The 16737-nt window shown below is 62.5% G+C and carries 12 protein-coding genes; 5 read left to right on the top strand and 7 right to left on the bottom strand.

Translation table 11 applies throughout. The annotated features are described in order from the left end of the window. Positions 1–10 precede the first annotated feature (10 nt). From HJB91_RS27640 to HJB91_RS27630, 3 genes are all read left to right on the top strand, one after another. On the top strand, positions 11–904 hold the full coding sequence (locus tag HJB91_RS27640; protein ID WP_210628561.1) for a uracil-DNA glycosylase family protein: 894 nt from the start codon (positions 11–13) through the stop codon (positions 902–904). A gap of 132 nt (positions 905–1036) precedes the next feature. Beyond that, positions 1037–1228, top strand: a complete 192-nt coding sequence (locus HJB91_RS27635; RefSeq protein WP_168294200.1) for a hypothetical protein — start codon at positions 1037–1039, stop codon at positions 1226–1228. A gap of 91 nt (positions 1229–1319) precedes the next feature. Next, positions 1320–1466: a hypothetical protein gene (locus HJB91_RS27630; protein WP_210628562.1), complete on the top strand. Its 147-nt coding sequence runs from the start codon at positions 1320–1322 to the stop codon at positions 1464–1466. On the opposite strand, the gene HJB91_RS27625 is transcribed toward HJB91_RS27630, so the two are convergent. After that, a complete protein-coding gene (locus HJB91_RS27625; RefSeq protein ID WP_210628563.1) occupies positions 1446–2339 on the bottom strand; it encodes a hypothetical protein in 894 nt (297 codons plus the stop codon). The genes HJB91_RS27630 and HJB91_RS27625 overlap by 21 nt on opposite strands. Before the next feature lie 230 nt (positions 2340–2569). Then, complete coding sequence (locus HJB91_RS27620) at positions 2570–3508, bottom strand: DMT family transporter (protein ID WP_221156487.1); 939 nt, start codon at positions 3506–3508, stop codon at positions 2570–2572. A gap of 415 nt (positions 3509–3923) precedes the next feature. Here HJB91_RS27620 and pepN point away from each other — a divergent pair, with 415 nt between their 5' ends. Both pepN and HJB91_RS27610 read left to right on the top strand, forming a co-directional pair. Further along, complete coding sequence (gene pepN, locus HJB91_RS27615) at positions 3924–6572, top strand: aminopeptidase N (RefSeq protein ID WP_210628565.1); 2649 nt, start codon at positions 3924–3926, stop codon at positions 6570–6572. Between the two features lie 192 nt (positions 6573–6764). Then, entirely contained in the window at positions 6765–9068 is a 2304-nt protein-coding gene (locus HJB91_RS27610) for a PAS domain-containing sensor histidine kinase (protein ID WP_210628566.1), read from the top strand. Here HJB91_RS27610 and HJB91_RS27605 read toward each other — a convergent pair. The 5 genes from HJB91_RS27605 to HJB91_RS27585 all read right to left on the bottom strand — a co-directional run bounded on the left by HJB91_RS27605 (position 9065) and on the right by HJB91_RS27585 (position 16617). Further along, positions 9065–12022, bottom strand: a complete 2958-nt coding sequence (locus HJB91_RS27605; RefSeq protein ID WP_221124542.1) for a bifunctional [glutamine synthetase] adenylyltransferase/[glutamine synthetase]-adenylyl-L-tyrosine phosphorylase — start codon at positions 12020–12022, stop codon at positions 9065–9067. The genes HJB91_RS27610 and HJB91_RS27605 overlap by 4 nt on opposite strands. A gap of 130 nt (positions 12023–12152) precedes the next feature. Then, complete coding sequence (locus HJB91_RS27600) at positions 12153–13565, bottom strand: HAMP domain-containing sensor histidine kinase (RefSeq protein ID WP_210628568.1); 1413 nt, start codon at positions 13563–13565, stop codon at positions 12153–12155. After that, complete coding sequence (locus HJB91_RS27595; RefSeq protein ID WP_405047691.1) at positions 13562–14317, bottom strand: response regulator transcription factor; 756 nt, start codon at positions 14315–14317, stop codon at positions 13562–13564. Before HJB91_RS27595 ends, HJB91_RS27600 begins: the two co-directional genes overlap by 4 nt. 67 nt (positions 14318–14384) lie before the next feature. Next, a complete protein-coding gene (locus HJB91_RS27590) occupies positions 14385–15977 on the bottom strand; it encodes a Do family serine endopeptidase (RefSeq protein WP_210628569.1) in 1593 nt (530 codons plus the stop codon). A 178-nt stretch (positions 15978–16155) separates the two neighbouring features. Beyond that, a complete protein-coding gene (locus HJB91_RS27585; protein ID WP_221124541.1) occupies positions 16156–16617 on the bottom strand; it encodes a cytochrome c-type biogenesis protein in 462 nt (153 codons plus the stop codon). Positions 16618–16737 lie beyond the last annotated feature (120 nt).

The following is a 16737-nucleotide window of genomic DNA, read 5'->3' as shown; positions in this document are numbered from 1 at the left end:
GATTTGCCGCATGATCTCCGCCAACGACCTTTCGCCCGCCGAGCTTGCAGCGCTTCTGCATTTCCATGCGGATGCCGGCGTGGAATGGCTGCTGGAAGAAGAGGCGGTCGACCGCTTCGCCGAATTCGAGGCGATGAAGTCCGCGCGCCGTCCGGCGGCGCAGGCGCAGCAGGAAAGGCCCATTGCTGAGGAACGTCCTCTCCCTGGGCATCGCCAGACATCGCCTCGTCCGACTGCAGCGGCGCATCCAGCGCAGGTCTCCGGGCCGCAGCCGGCGATCCCGGACGGCGAGGCCGTGCAGCAGGCGCGTTTCGTCGCCGAAGCTGCTCGGTCGCTCAGCGAGTTGAAGACCGCGATCGAAGCCTTCAACGGTTGCAATCTCAAGCACAGCGCCCGCTCGACCATTTTTGCCAGCGGCGACGCCGAAAGCGGCATCATGGTGATCGGCTCGGCGCCGAGCGCCGAAGACGACCGCGAAGGCCTGCCCTTCTCGGGTAAGTCCGGCCAGTTGTTCGACAAGATGCTGGCGGCGATCGGGCTGAACCGCTCGAGCGTTCTGCTGACGCAGGTCATCCCCTGGCGCCCGCCGGGCAACCGGGCGGCATCGGCGGCCGAGATCGACATCTGCCGGCCCTTCATCGAACGACAGATCGCGCTCATCGAACCGCAGGCGATTCTGCTGCTCGGCAATTTCGCGGCGCGATTCTTCTTCGGGGAAAACGACACGATTCACGGCCTGCGGGGCCGCTGGAAGGACATCGTCATCGCGGATCGTGCCATTCCGGCCATCGCCAGCCTGCATCCCCAGGATCTGTTGACCGCGCCAGTCAACAAGCGGCTGGCCTGGAACGATCTTCTCGCTTTTCAGGCGAAACTCATTTCCCTCTCCTTGCTCAGAAATTAGCCGAAGTTGAATAATTTATGAAGCGCGCCATGCATTTTTCGCATGGCTGCACCGCGTCAGCATGCCTTGCAGAATCCATGTTGCACTGCAATATAAACCTGTGTCTTGGGAGGAATCACAGGAACCAAGGCCATGAACAAAAGATATCGTCCTATCCATTCCGGGTTTGAAACCCTTCGCCTTGCCGGCGACCAGCTTCGCTCCACACATGGCTACAGCCGCTTCGGCTTCGCCACGAACGAACAGATGATTGCCCGCGGCACCGGCATCAACAGCCGCACGGCGCGCCCGAACGCCATTTTCTCGGACTTCCAGCAATACTGAGCGCAATCGCTACAGGCCGCGTCTCTCCAGACGAGCGGTTCGTGCTGTAGCACTCTGAATTTGCTGCATTTTCATGTCAGAATCATCCACCATGTCAACGATCCTGTTATCGCTTCTGCGCAACATCGAAACATTCGAGCATATCCGCGCCGCGGTCTGCGCCGCGCGCGAATATGAGCGCGAGCTGTCGCTAAAACCAGCCGATGCCGCCTCGGGCTCAGGAGCGATCGTGTTGTGATCCCTCCGTCGGCGCGTCGATCTGGGCCTTCGCCCATTCGAAGGCCTCGTCGACATAGGCGAACTTGACGGCCTGCCAGGCGCAATATTCTTCGACGAAATCCCGCGATATCCAAAGGCGCGTCTTGCGCGGCTCGTCGAGCCAGCCGACGCAGCCGCGCTGCGCCGCCTTTGCCAAGAGCCGCTGCAGGTGCGTGCGCGACATCATGAAATCGGCGGCGAGCGCGCGGGTTTCGACGCGGCCGACGAGAAACCTGTCGGACTCGGTGTTCTCCGTATCCATCCGGCTTATGAAGTTGTCGACGACGAGGCCGCCCGCTTCCGTCCAGAGAAACTGCGCCACCCGCTCCGGCGGCTCCCGCCAGGCGGCATCTTCCAGGCAATGGCGGGCAATGCGCGGCTGAACGAGCTTCATCAATGCTGGATTTGCCTGGAAAAAGGCCGCCCTTTCGCCGCTGTCGAGCAGGTCGAGGGCGGCCAGATTGGCGTGGATCCAGCCAAACATCGCCTGGTGGCTGACATTGGCCGGTTCGAAATGTCGTGGCCGGCGCCGCTCGTCACCAGGCGTGTGGGTGATGAAGCGGTAGGTATAAAGTTCTTCGATGAAGGCGAGCACGGTGTTACGGCTCGCCACCTTGTGTGCGGTGATGCGGCCGGTCAGCCGAACGGCGGTGAAACCCGACGTCGGGTCGCGCGGATCATATTCCAGGTGGAGGGCATAGGCGGTCTGAGTCAGGAGCCAGCGCTGATGGGAGGCGAGCAGTCGCGCCAGACGTGGACCGGCGTCGAACATGCCGCGCGTCTGCCCAGCCAGAAAGCGGATGCTCATCAAAAAGGAGCAGTTCCCCGCCAATTGCTCCGCCGTGAACGCCATTATGCTTTTCTCCATCTCCGCTCGCACACAGCGTTCGGAGCAGTAATATCGAAAGCCGTAAAGCGGCTCATTCAGACATGCATAGCGTTGAATAAATGATAGTTTCTCATGTTCAACAACCACATTCCGCAGGTCGACGCCATCCCAAGAATTCGCCATTCTTTTCGCTCACCGGAAGCAAGCCTCGCGCGATGTCGATCGACGCGCTGAAATCTTGCCGGCCGTGAGCCTCAGGCTTGCGGCGTCGTCGCCTTGCGCGCCTCGCGCTGTTCGATGCCCAGCTGATGCTCGCGATAGATGATGAAGATACCGGCGGCAACGACGATGACGGTACCGATCAGCATGGCGACAGTTGGCACGTCGCCGAAGACGAAGTAGCCGACGATACCGCCGAGCAGGATCGAGGTATATTCGAACGGCGCGATGGTGGAGACATCCGCGTGGCGGTAGCTTTCCGTCAGCAGAATCTGAGCGACGCCGCCGCAAAAGCCGGCAGCGATCAGATAAAGCGCCGACGGCCATGGCAGGACGAGCCAGCCGAAAGGAAGGGAAGCCAGCGAGAAGACCGACGCGGTAAGCGAAAAATACAGCACGATCGTCGCGGTCTTCTCCTCCTCGACGAGACGACGCACCTGGATCATCGCCATGCCGCCGAGAACGGCCGAGAGCAGCACGCAAAGCGCGCCGAGGGCCTGTTCGGCTTGCATGCCGCCGTCACGCAACAGCGTCAGCTTCGGCCAGGAGACGATGGCGACGCCAACAATGCCGACGAGGACGGCGCTCCAGCGATAGATGCGCACGGTTTCGCCGAGAAAAACCGCGGCGAAGACAACGGCGACGAGCGGCAAGGCGTAGCCGAGCGCGATCGCCTCCGGCAGCGGCAGATGCAGCAGGCCGTAAAAACCAAAAGCCATCGACAGGATGCCGATCGTGCCCCGCTTCAGGTGGCCGACCGGGTTGGCCGTGTGGAAGGCCGCGCGTAGCTGGCCGATATAGGCGAGATAGGCCATGATCGGGAAGAGCGCGAAGAAGGACCTGCAGAAGGTGACCTGGCCCGGCGGGATATCCGGGCCGGCCAGCTTGATGAAGGTCTGCATGGCCAGGAAGACCACGACCGATGAGACTTTCAGCGCAATGCCTCTCATCGGGTTTCTGAAAACCGAGTGCATGATCCTGGCTCTGATGCTGACTTAACAGGAACGGGGAGACGCGTCCGACTCGGGGACGCGGCGAGTGACGTCTGTCATCGTAGCTAAAGAAAATCGAGTTGGGCGAAAATTTATCGCTTTTCGCATCCAATCCGGCCGGTCAGGCGAAATACCACCAAGCGAATTGCGGCGGCCTCGACTGGCCGCATCGTGCAGCCGACGCAGAGCGGCGCTGCGGCGCTCGATCCGGTATAGCGTTTCGGCCGACAGCCACGTTCATCCGCTTCCAATAGATATTTTGCCTGCGAACTTCGCGTTCGCGGGCAATTTGCTTTAACTTTAGTTCAGACTTTAATGTAATCATGCCCGGCAATTTAGGCAGAGTGCGCCCGCCTCTGTATCCGCGGTTGTCAAATAACGGTCTTCAGGAAACACCATGCGAACAGATAACGGCCAGGTCATTCACCTGGCAGATTACCGTCCCACCGACTTCGTGCTGGAACGCGTGGACCTGACATTCGAACTTGATCCGACGGAGACGAAGGTCGAAGCGCGTCTCATCTTTCATCGTCGTCCGGGCGCCGACATTGCGGCGCCGATCGTGCTCGACGGCGACGAGCTGACACTGGCGGGGCTGCTGTTCGACCAGGTGGAGCTTGACCCTTCACGTTATGACGCGACGCCGGAAAGCCTGACGGTCCGCGACCTGCCGGAGAGCGCTCCCTTCGAGCTGACGATCACCACGATCATCAATCCTGAAGCCAATACCCAGCTGATGGGCCTCTATCGCACCGGCGGCATCTACTGCACGCAGTGCGAGGCGGAAGGCTTCCGCCGCATCACCTATTTCCCCGACCGGCCCGACGTGCTTGCACCGTTCACGGTCAACATCATCGCCGACAAGGACGCCAACCCGTTGCTGCTGTCGAACGGCAACTTTCTCGGCGGCGCCGGCTACGGCCCCGGCAAGCATTTCGCCGCCTGGTTCGACCCGCATCCGAAGCCAAGCTATCTCTTCGCCCTCGTTGCCGGCGATCTCGGCGTCGTCGAAGACACCTTCACCACCATGTCTGGCCGCGAAGTGGTGCTGAAGATCTATGTCGAACACGGCAAGGAGTCCCGCGCAGCTTATGCGATGGATGCGCTGAAGCGCTCGATGAAGTGGGACGAAGAGCGGTTCGGGCGCGAATATGATCTCGACATCTTCATGATCGTCGCTGTCTCCGACTTCAACATGGGGGCAATGGAGAACAAGGGTCTCAACGTCTTCAACGACAGATATGTCCTTGCCGATCCCGAGACCGCGACCGATGCCGACTACGCCAATATCGAAGCGGTCATCGCGCATGAATATTTCCACAACTGGACCGGCAACCGCATCACCTGCCGCGACTGGTTCCAGCTGTGCCTCAAGGAAGGCCTGACGGTCTATCGCGACCAGGAATTTTCCTCCGACCAGCGCTCGCGCCCGGTCAAGCGCATCGCCGACGTGCGTCACCTGAAATCCGAGCAGTTTCCGGAGGACGGCGGCCCGCTCGCCCATCCGGTGCGGCCGACGACGTATCGCGAGATCAACAATTTCTACACGCGGACGGTCTACGAGAAAGGCAGCGAAGTCACGCGGATGATCGCGACGCTCATCGGCAGGGACGATTTCAAGAAGGGCATGGACCTCTATTTCAACCGCCATGACGGCCAAGCCGTGACGATCGAGGACTTCGTCAAATGCTTCGAGGATGCAAGCGGGCGCGACCTCACGCAATTCTCGCTCTGGTACCATCAGGCCGGCACGCCGCTGGTCACCGCATCGGGCGGCTATGATCCGGCGGCCGGCACCTTCACCCTGTCGCTCGAACAGATGGTCCCGGCGACACCCGGCCATTCGAGCAAGGAACCGATGCATATTCCGCTTAGCCTCGCGCTCTTCGGCGAAAACGGCGGCAAGATTGAGCCGAGCTCCGTCAGCGGCGCCGAATATGCCGACGAGGTGCTGCACCTGACCGGCCGCACGCAGACGGCGGTATTCCACGGCATCGGCTCGCGTCCGGTCGTCTCGATCAACCGCAGCTTCTCGGCGCCAATCAACCTGCATTTCGATCAAAGCCCGGCCGATCTTGCTCGCCTCGCCCGGTATGAGACGGATCATTTCGCCCGCTGGCAGGCGCTGACCGACCTGGCGCTGCCGAACCTTCTCAAGGCCGCCCGCGACGCGCGTGAGGGCAAGCCCGTCGCCTGCGAGGCGACCTTCGTCGAGACGCTGATTGCGGCTGCCGCCGACGAGAGCCTCGAGCCCGCCTTCCGCGCCCAGGCGCTGGCACTGCCGAGCGAATCCGATATTGCCCGCGAACTCGGCGGCAACATCGATCCCGATGCCATCCATGCCGGCCGGCAGGCGATCCTGAAACAGATCGCCGATGCCGGAAAGAACGTCTTTGCCGGCCTCTACGCCGCAATGACAACATCAAACGATTTCAGCCCGGATGCAAAAAGCGCCGGCCTGCGCGCGCTGCGCAACAGCGCCCTCACCTATCTCACCTATGCCGAGCAGACGCCGGCTCGCGCCAAGGCCGCCTTCGACGCGGCCAACAATATGACCGATCTCAGCCATGCGCTGACGCTTCTCGTTCATCATTTTCCCGAGAGTGCAGAGACGGGTGAGGCGCTGGCCACCTTCCGCGACCGCTTCGCAGAAAACGCGCTCGTCATCGACAAATGGTTCTCCATTCAGGCCGGCATTCCAGGCGCCAAGACCCTGGAACGGGTGCGTGCCCTCATGGAGAATTCGCTCTTCAGGCGGACCAATCCGAACAGGATGCGGGCACTGGTCGGGACTTTCGCCTTTGCCAATCCGACCGGCTTCGGCCGTGCCGACGGCGAAGGCTATCGTTTTCTCGCCGGCGAGATTCTTGAAATCGACGAACGCAACCCGCAGCTTGCCGCCCGCATTCTGACATCGATGCGCTCCTGGCGCTCGCTGGAGCCAACACGTGCCGATCATGCCCGCGCCGCATTGAGCAGGATCGAACAGGCGCCCAACCTTTCCACTGACGTGCGCGACATTGTGGAGCGCACGCTTAAGGGGTGATTTGCCGAACCGGCGGCCGCGCAGGATGCTGACGGCCAGCCGGCCGGCTGATTAGAATAGCGCAAAAAATACAGAAATTTAAATAGTTAACGGTTTTTTACCTTTGCCTCTGGACAAGGCGAATCACCCGTGATTCTCTAGGTCAGGTTCGGGCGAGCGGCGCGCGAATCACACGAGGGACAAGGCGAAGAGATGATGGACGTGCGGCGGGCAACCGTGGCCGGAGGACGGCTGCGTGTCGATTTTGACGGGCTGAAAGCCTGGCGAAACAGCCTTTCGGGTCACGCGACATCGGAACCGCTCCTTCGTCATCTGCCGAAGGCGGAGCTCATCCTGAAGCGCACCATTCCGGCGCTGATCATCGCCTTCCTCTCCGTCGTCGCCGCCTCGCATTTCTTCGGCATGGCGAGCGAGTATGCCCGACTTGAGGCTTCCGCCCGCCATGCCACAGCACTCTCGGCGTCAACAGCCTCGGCCGTGTTTGCCGATGCGGCCCAGATTTTCGACAGCGGCGATATCGGCCAGGCGCAGACCCGCCTCACCAAGTACCTGCCGCAGGACCGACTGGACAGCGGTGCTTTCGTGCTGCTGGTGCAGGCCAGCGGCAAGGTTTTCGCCGCAACGACCGCCGGGCTCTCGCATGTCGGCAGCAATGTCGGCGATTTCTTCCCGGAGGTATCGGCGATCCGGCGTTTCGGCGATCGTGCCGGCGTCATCGAAACTACGATTGGCGGCGTGCCGCACTATGCTGAGATCACTTTGATGGGCAATGCCGGCGGCTATATCGTCGCCGCCACCTCGCTCGAGGAGATCAGCCAGGTCTGGCGCGAGGAGCTGGCGCTCAACGTCACGCTGTTTGCCGGCATATCCTCGATCCTGCTCGTTATCCTCTACGCCTATTACACCCAGGTGAAACGCGCCCGCGATGCCGACGACATCTTCCTGGAGTCGAATCTGCGCGTCGAGACGGCGCTGTCGCGTGGCCGCTGCGGCCTCTGGGATTTCGATTTCGAGAACCGCGAATTCTTCTGGTCGCGCTCGATGTATGACATGCTCGGCCTGCCGGGATCCGATAAGACGATGGGCTTCGGCGAGGCCGCGCGGCTCATGCATCCGGATGACGGCGGGCTCTACGAGATCGCACGCGCCATCGCCAACGGACATTCCGGCCAGGTCGACCAGATCTTCCGCATGCGCCACGCCGGCGGCCACTATGTCTGGATGCGCGCCCGCGCCCAGGTGATCCGCAGCAATTCCGGCCGCATGCACTTGATCGGCATCGCCATGGACGTGACTGAACAGCATCGGCTCGCCCAGCGCTATGCGGAAGCCGACCAGCGGCTCGCCGACGCCATCGAATGCACCTCCGAAGCCTTCGTGCTGTGGGACAAGAACGACCGGCTCGTCATGTGCAACACCCATTTCCAGCAGGCCTATGGTCTGCCGGACAACGTGCTGGTACCCGGCACCGAGCGCTCCATCGTCAACGCAGCCGCCGCCCGCCCCGTCATCGAGCGGCGGGTCGCCGATGCCGACGGCTCGGGGCGCACGACGGAAGTGCAGCTTGCCGACGAGCGCTGGCTGCAGATCAATGAACGACGTACCCGCGACGGTGGCAGGGTCTCGGTCGGCACCGATATCACGCTGATGAAACGTCATCAGGAGCGGCTGCGCGAATCCGAACGCCGGCTGATGGCGACAATCGGCGATCTCTCCGCCTCGCGTCAGACGCTGGAGCTTCAGAAGGCCGAGCTATCGACGGCCAACGCCAATTACCAGGCGGAGAAGGAGCGCGCCGAAGCCGCCAACAAGGCGAAGTCGGAATTCCTCGCCAATATGTCGCATGAGCTGCGCACCCCGCTCAACGCGATCCTCGGCTTCTCCGAGATCCTGCAGAACCAGATGTTCGGGCCGCTCGGCTCGCTGAAATACGACGAATATGCCCGCGATATCCATGACAGCGGCAAACATCTGCTCAACGTCATCAATGACATTCTCGACATGTCGAAGATCGAGGCCGGCCACTTGAAGCTGCACTGCGAGCGCATCGACCTCGTGCCGCTGATCGAAGAAAGCCTGCGTTTCACCGCCATTCCGGCCGCCGAAAAGAACATCGTCATCGAACAGCGCATCTCGTCGGGCCTGACGCTGACGGCCGACCGCCGGGCGATGAAACAGGTGCTGCTCAACCTGCTCTCCAATGCGGTGAAGTTCACCGACAATGGCGGCCGCATCGCGGTGCGCACGCGCCGCGTCGACGGCGCCGTCTTCGTCACCATCGCCGACACCGGCATCGGCATTCCCCGTTCAGCGCTCTCAAAGATCGGCCAGCCGTTCGAACAGGTGCAGAGCCAATACGCCAAGAGCAAGGGCGGCTCCGGCCTCGGGCTTGCCATCTCGCGCTCGCTGACCTCGCTGCACGGTGGCCGCATGAAGATCCGCTCCCGCGAGGCGGTGGGCACAGTGATCTCGCTGCGTATTCCGGATGATGTCTAAGCTTTCACGGTTTTGACGAATATCTTTCTCACTGCTTTCGAAAGCCGCTTCACCTCTCCCTCAAGGGTTCTGATGTCAGGGCAGTCGCCGGCACGGCAGACGAGCTCGATGAGGCCGGCAGGCGCGTCATTCGGGTCGAACTCGCTCTCGATGCAGAGTCGGATCAGCTGTGAAAGACTGGTGTAGAGCGCAAAGGCTTCCAGGCATGTGTCGAGATCGGCCGCCGACATCAGCCGGTCGCCGAGCAGCTTAAGAGCCTCGCCGGTGCTCTTGCCGTTCACGGCAATCCCGACGCCCCTCGTTGGCGCGATCAACGCCAGGTACTGGGCAATGAATTCGAGATCGATGACGCCGCCGGGGATCTGCTTCAAGTCCCAGAGACCGGATGGCGGCTTTTCCTTGTCGATCAGTTCGCGCATCTCGGCAACGTCATGCGCCACCTTGGCGATGTCGCGATCCGAAGTCAGCACCTCGCGGATAATATGTTCCGCCTCGGCAATCAGGCTTTCATCGCCCGAAATCAGGCGGGCGCGGCTGAGCGCCATATGCTCCCAGGTCCAGGCCTCCTGGCGCTGGTACTTGCCGAAGGCATTGATGCGGGTGGCGACCGGGCCCTTGTTGCCGGACGGGCGCAGCCGCATGTCGACCTCGTAAAGCACGCCCTCGGCGGTCGGCGCCGACAAGGCGGCGATCAATCGCTGGGTAATGCGAGTGAAATAACGCGTCGCATCGAGCGGCTTCCGCCCATCGGATTCGGAAGCCGCGTCGTCATAATCATAGAGCAGGATCAGATCGATGTCGGAACCTGCCGTCAGCTCGAAGCTGCCGAGCTTGCCCATGCCTGAGATGGCGATGCGGCCGCCGGGATAATCGCCATGCGCAGCCCGCATCTCGCTCGTCACGGCATCGAGTGCGGCCGCGACGATGAGATCGGCGAGATGGGTGAAGGCGCGAGCGGCCATTGCGCCATTGATTGCGCCGGTGAGCAGGCGGATGCCGATCAGGAAGCGCTGTTCGGCGGCGAAGATGCGCAGCCGGTCTAGCACTTCCTCATAGTGGCGGGCCTGGGCAAGAGAGCCCTTCAGGCGTTCGCCGAGATAGTCGCGTGTCGGCAGCTCCGCCATCAGGCCTGGATCGAGCATGCCGTCGAAGACATGCGGCTTGGCGGCGATCACCTCGGCCAGCCGGGGCGCCGAGGACATAATGTTGACGATCAGCGACAGGAGCGCCGGATTGCTGCCGAGCAGCGAAAAGAGCTGGATGCCGGCCGGAAGACCCGAGATGAAGCTGTCGAAGCGCAGCAGCGCCTCATCGGCACGCTTGCTTTCGCCGAAGACGCGAAGGAGTTCGGGCCCCAACTCCGTCAGTCTTTCGCGCGCCTCCACCGATTGCGTCGCGCGATAGCGGCCGTAATGCCAGGTGCGGATGACGCGGGAAATGTCGGATGGCCTGGTGAAGCCAAGCTTCTTCAGCGTCTCCAGCGTATCCGGGTCGTCGCCCTGGCCGGTGAAGACGAGGTTTCCGGTTTCGGTGGAAAGCCTGGTCTCCTGCTCAAACAGGCGGGCATAGCGACGCTCGACCGTCTTCAGCACGCCGACCAGCCTTTCGGAGAAGCTCGGCGTGTCGGTAAAGCCCATCATGAAGGCGATGCGCTTCAAGTCGGCATCGGTCTCCGGCAGAAGATGCGTCTGCTCGTCGCGCACCATCTGGATGCGATGCTCGACATCACGCAGGAACCAATAGGCCTCCGTCAGTTCGTCGCGCGTCTGCGCATCGATCCATTTCGCCTTGGTGAGTTCACCGAGTGTCTCCTCCGTCGACCGGCCGCGCAGCGCCGGCATGCGGCCGCCGGCGATCAGCTGCTGCGTCTGGACGAAGAATTCGATCTCACGGATGCCGCCGCGGCCGAGCTTGACATTATGGCCCTTGACCGCGATCGCGCCGTGACCCTTATGCGCGTGGATCTGCCGCTTGATCGAATGGATATCTGATATCGCCGCGTAGTCGAGATATTTGCGGAAGACAAAAGGCGACAGCCCGCGCAGGAATTCCGCGCCGGCCGCAAGGTCTCCGGCCACGGCGCGCGCCTTGATGAAGGCCGCCCGCTCCCAGTTCTGGCCCCTGCCCTCATAATAGATCATCGCCGCGTCGACCGGGATCGCCAGCGGCGTCGAGCCGGGATCCGGACGCAGTCTCAGATCGGTGCGGAAGACATAGCCGTCCGCCGTGCGCTCCTGCAGGATGCGCACCAGCCGGCGCATCATCCTGGGAAAGATCTCGATCGCATCATCCGGGTCGGGCACGATGCCGGCCTGTTCGTCGAAGAAAACGACGAGATCGATATCGGAGGAATAGTTGAGTTCGGACGCGCCAAGCTTGCCCATGCCGAGAACGATCAGGCCAGAGCCCTCACTTGGTTTCGCCGGATCGCGCAGCCTGAGCTTCCCGCCCTCATGCGCCGTGAGCAGCAGATGGTCGATCGCGGCTGCGACCGAGGCTTCGGCAAGCGCGCTCAGCCAGGCCGTTGTCGTCCGGCTGTCGAAGATGCGCGAGAGATCGGCAAGTGCAACGAGGAAAGCGGCCTTGCGCTTGACGATGCGCAGCCTGGTCATCACCATGGATTCCACCGGCGCCGCTCCCTCGCCATCCGGCCGCCATGAGCTTCGCGCCTCGGCGATCAGCGCCTCGATCTGCGGCTCCAGCGGTTTGCTGATGGCGCCGGCGAGGACGGCCGGATCGAGATTGACGATTTCGCGCAGGTAGGGTGACAGCGTCAGCACGGCGGCGACGAAATCGCGCAAAGGCCCCTCCGTCTTCAGCATTGCGGCCACCGTGGGCTCGCTTTTGCTCGCCTCCTGAAGATCGGCCAGCGCCAGCTTCAGCTCCGTCTGGCTCAGCGGACGCAGCAGCCCTTCGGCGACATCCTTCAGGCCATGCGTCGATTTCGTCAGCATGCGCTCTCCCTGGCTCTGCAAAAAAAGAGGCGATTACCTGGAATCGCGGTCGTCGCCTTCGTTCCGGGTTAACTTAGGGTCCCGGCGGAAAACCGCCAATACGCGATTCAGCCTATCGCAATTCGGGACTTCAGGCAGCCTTGGCCGGGAAGATCATGCTGACGGTCAATCCGCGCTGTTCCGGCTTGTCGGGATCAGTGTCGGAGAGTTCCAGCCGACCGTTATGCAGCTCCATGACGGCTTCCACCAGAGAAAGCCCGAGCCCTGTACCCGGCTTTGAACGACTCTCGTCGAGGCGAACGAAGCGCTTCACCACGTCGTCGCGTCTGTCGGCCGGAACGCCCGGCCCGTGGTCAGACACCGACAAGCAGATGCCGTCCGGGCGGCGGGCAAGCTTCAGCGACACCACACCTGCTCCTTCCGTATCGGAGGAATATTTGATCGCATTGTCGAGCAGGTTGAAGATCGCCTGGCCGATCAGCTCGCGATTGCCCTGTACCTCGACACCGGGCTCGACGCTGGCGCTGAGGCCGAGCCCGGCTTCCTCGGCCGCCGGTTCGTAAAGCTCGGCGCTGTCGGAGACAATGGCCGAAAGCTCGACCGGCGACATTTCCGCCGCGACCGATCCGGCCTCGACGCGGGAGATCATCAGCAGGGCGTTGAAGGTGCGGATCAGTTGATCCGATTCGGAAATGATGCCTTCCAGCGCCGCACGCCGTGTGTCGCCATCTGTCATATCGAGCGCATCGGCGGCCTTGTTGCGCAGCCGCGTCAAGGGGGTCTTCAGATCATGGGCAATGTTGTCGGAGACCTGCCGCAGGCCTTCATTGAGCTTCTCTATGCGTTCGAGCATGGTGTTCAACGACATAGACAGGCGGTCGAATTCGTCGCCGGATCCGCCGACCGGCAAGCGCTGCGACAGATCGCCCGCCATGATCTTCTTGCTCGCATCCGACATGCGGTCGATGCGTTTCAGCGCATTGCGGCCGATGCCGAACCAGATGATGATCGCACCGAGCCCCATGATCGCCAAAGCCACCATCAGTGCCTGGCGCACCAGCAGGCGGAAACGCTCGGGATCGCCGAGATCGCGGCCGACGAGAATTCTCAAGCCGTTGTCGAGCACGAAAATGTTGGCGATCGCCTTGTGCCGGCGCTCGACACCGCCGCCGTCCGTATAACGCTGATAGGAGAAGGGAGCCGAGGTCCAGCCGACCTCCTCGAAGACACCGGGCTGCACCGATGCGACGTTGCCGGCGAGAATATCGCCCGAGGGACCGGCAATGATGTAGAGATTGGCCCCGGGCTGACGGGCACGCCGTTCCATCGTGCGCAGCAGAAGGTTCATGCCGCCTGTATCGTAGGCGCGCTGCACCTGCTCCACCTCCTGCCGGACGGCGTCGCGGATCTGGCCTGTCAGCAGCCGTTCCGACATCGCCGTCACATAGAAGACGAGCGTCGCGGCGCAGATGGCGAAGAGCAGAATGTAGAGTGCCGAAAGGCGGACTGCAGTGGACTTGAAGAGAACCCTGAAGCGGCTCATCCCTCATCCTTGATCATGTACCCCGCGCCCCGAATGGTTTTGAGGAGCGGCTGGCTGAAGTCCTTCTCAATTTTCGAGCGCAGGCGCGAGACGTGGACGTCGATGACATTTGTCTGCGGGTCGAAATGATAGTCCCAGACGTTTTCGAGCAGCATGGTGCGGGTCACCACCTGACCGGCATTCTTCATCAGATATTCGAGCAGGCGGAACTCACGCGGCTGCAGCGGGATTTCCTTGCCGCCGCGGCGCACCTCGTGAGAGAGCCGGTCGAGTTCGAGATCGCCGACGCGATAGACGACGTCCTGCTCCGGCGTGCCCTTGCGGCGGCCGAGCACTTCGACGCGCGCCAGCAACTCGCTGAAAGCGTAGGGCTTCGGCAGGTAATCGTCGCCGCCGGCACGAAGGCCGGTCACGCGGTCATCGACCTGGCCGAGCGCCGAGAGGATGAGGACCGGCGTGTGAATGCCCTTGCGACGCAACTCGCTGATGACCGAAAGTCCGTCTCGGCGCGGCAGCATGCGGTCGATGACGATGACGTCGTAGGTGTTCTCCGACCCCATGAACAAGCCGGCTTCGCCGTCGCTGGCGTGATCGGCGACGATGCCCGCCTCGCGAAAGGCTTTCGTGAGGTAAGCCGCGGCTTCGAGATCATCTTCGATGATGAGAATCTTCATGCGGCCGACATTACCCACCGGCTGGGTTTCGGCAAGGCTCAAAGCATCCTGCTGCGGGGCAGCGCTCATCACGATCATCCTTGAAAGGTCAGAAGAAACGAGCCGCGCGGACCTCGGTCCGCACGGCTCCGGTTTTCTTTGCGGATCAGCCCTGGCCGTTGATCGGAAGCGCGACGAAACGGCTTCCTTCACTGGACTGGATCTGGAACAACGCGCGGGTGCGGCCGTCCTTCTTGGCCTGGTTCAGCACCTTGACGACATCGGCGGCGGTGGAGACCTCCTGATTGTTGACGGAGGTGATCTTTTCGCCTTCCTTGATGCCTTTGTCGGCGGCATCGGAGTCGGGATCGATGCCGGTGATCGCCAAGCCCTTGCCGTCATCGGAGGGGCCAACCGTCAGACCGAGATCGGCAAGCGCCTTCTCGGAAGCCGGTGCCTCAGGCTGCTGCGGCTGATTGTTGTTGTCATCGGCATTGGCATCCTTCTGATCGGCCGGCAGCGTGCCGAGTTCGACCGTGAGCGACTGGGCCTTGCCGGCGCGCCAGACCGAAAGCTCGGCCTTGCTGCCCGGCTGCATCGCACCAATGCGGCGGCTGAGATCACGGGCATCCTTGATCGTTTCGCCATTGAGCGCCGTGACGACGTCACCGGCCTTCATGCCGGCCTTGTCACCCGGCGATCCGGGCTGCGGGGCGACAACGAGAGCGCCGCTCGGCTCGGAAAGTCCGATGGACTCGGCGATATCCTTGGTCACCGGCTGGATCTGCACGCCCAGCCAGCCGCGGGAAACCTGGCCATCCTTCATCAGATCAGCAACGACGTCCCTTGCGGTCGAGGCCGGAATGGCGAAGGCGATGCCGACGCTGCCGCCCGAGGGCGAGAAGATCGCCGTGTTGATGCCGACGACTTCGCCGTTGAGGTTGAAGGTCGGGCCGCCGGAGTTGCCGCGGTTCACGGCCGCATCCACCTGCAGGTAATCGTCATAAGGACCGGAACCGATATCGCGGCCGCGGGCCGAGACGATGCCGGCCGTGACGGTGCCGCCGAGGCCGAAGGGGTTGCCGACGGCGACGACCCAGTCGCCGACGCGGACATTGTTGTCGTCGGCCCAGTTGACATAGGTGAACTTCTTGCCCTTGCCGTCGACCTTCAGCACGGCGAGATCGGTGCGCGGATCCTTGCCGATCAGCTTGGCGTCGAGTTCTGTGCCGTCATTCATGACGGCGACGAAGGCCTGACCATCGGAAACGACGTGGTTGTTGGTGACGATGTAGCCGTCCTCGGAGATGAAGAAGCCGGAGCCTTGAGCGACCGGACGCAGACGGCCCTTGCCGCCGGGACCATTCGGGCCGCCCGGACCGTTCTGGCCGAAGCGCCGCTGGTGGCCGCCCTGCTGGTCGTTCGGATCCTGGCCGAACTGACGGAACAAGCGCTTCAGCGGGTGATCGTCGGGCAGATCGTCGAAGCCGCGGCCGTTGAAATCGAAGGCGAAGCCGTCATTGTCGGCGACGGGATTGACGCGGTTTTCGACGCGAACGGAGACGACGGCGGGCGAAACGGCATCGACGACATTGGCGAAGCTCGGCACGGCAGGCGCCTGAACCTTGACAGCTTCAGCGTAAGACCGGGTGATTTCGAGCGGAACGCCGGTTGCGAGCACAGCGGCTGCGATACCGGCGACGGTAGAAGCCTTGAGCACAGTGGCGAGGGACGGACGTCCGTTGAAATTCTTCAGCATTGGAGCACCTTCTCTTGTTCTTAGACCTTCAGACCGGCGACGCCGGATCAGTCGATGACTTAAGATATAGGACGCGGCACCTTACTGCGAACTGTCCGGCCAATGAAAAGTTGGTAATGTTTGTGATCTCTGCTTGCGCGAATCCGAGCCATCGCGACGAAGGATCGCTAGTCAGACGTTACTTATCCAAAAGCTCGCTCAGCCGCGCCTGCTCTTCCGGCGTCAGTTTGCTTCCAGTCGGCCGGCCTCTCCTCTTGCGCGCAAAGACGAGCAGCGACACGCCGCCGGCAAGGATCAGCAGCACCGGGGCGCCCCAGAGCAACACCGTCCTCATGCTGAACCGCGGCTTCAGTAGCACGAACTCGCCGTAGCGTGAGACGATGTAGGTGAGCACCGCCTCATCGCTGTCGCCGTTCCTGATGCGCTCACGCACCAGCAAGCGAAGATCCTTGGCGAGCTCGGCATTGGAATCGTCGACCGACTGGTTCTGGCAGACCATGCAGCGCAGTTCGGCCGATAGCGCCCGGGCGCGAGCCTCCAGCGCCGGATCGGCCAGCACCTCGTCGGGATTGACGGCGAAGGCGGAAACGGGTGCGAAGAACAGGAACACGGCGACGAGGAGACGGGAGAAATGCATCATTCCGCCGGCTCCATGGCAGGCGCGGCCGGTTTGGCCTTGGCCTTTCTCCGCGGGGCGCCGACGCGCAGGCGCCGATCACTCAGCGAGACGAGGCCGCCTGCGGCCATGATCAAGGCCCCG

The sequence above is a fragment of the Rhizobium sp. NLR10b genome (assembly GCF_019685435.1).
Taxonomy (GTDB): domain Bacteria; phylum Pseudomonadota; class Alphaproteobacteria; order Rhizobiales; family Rhizobiaceae; genus Rhizobium.
This window is presented reverse-complemented; position numbering and strand designations above follow the sequence as displayed.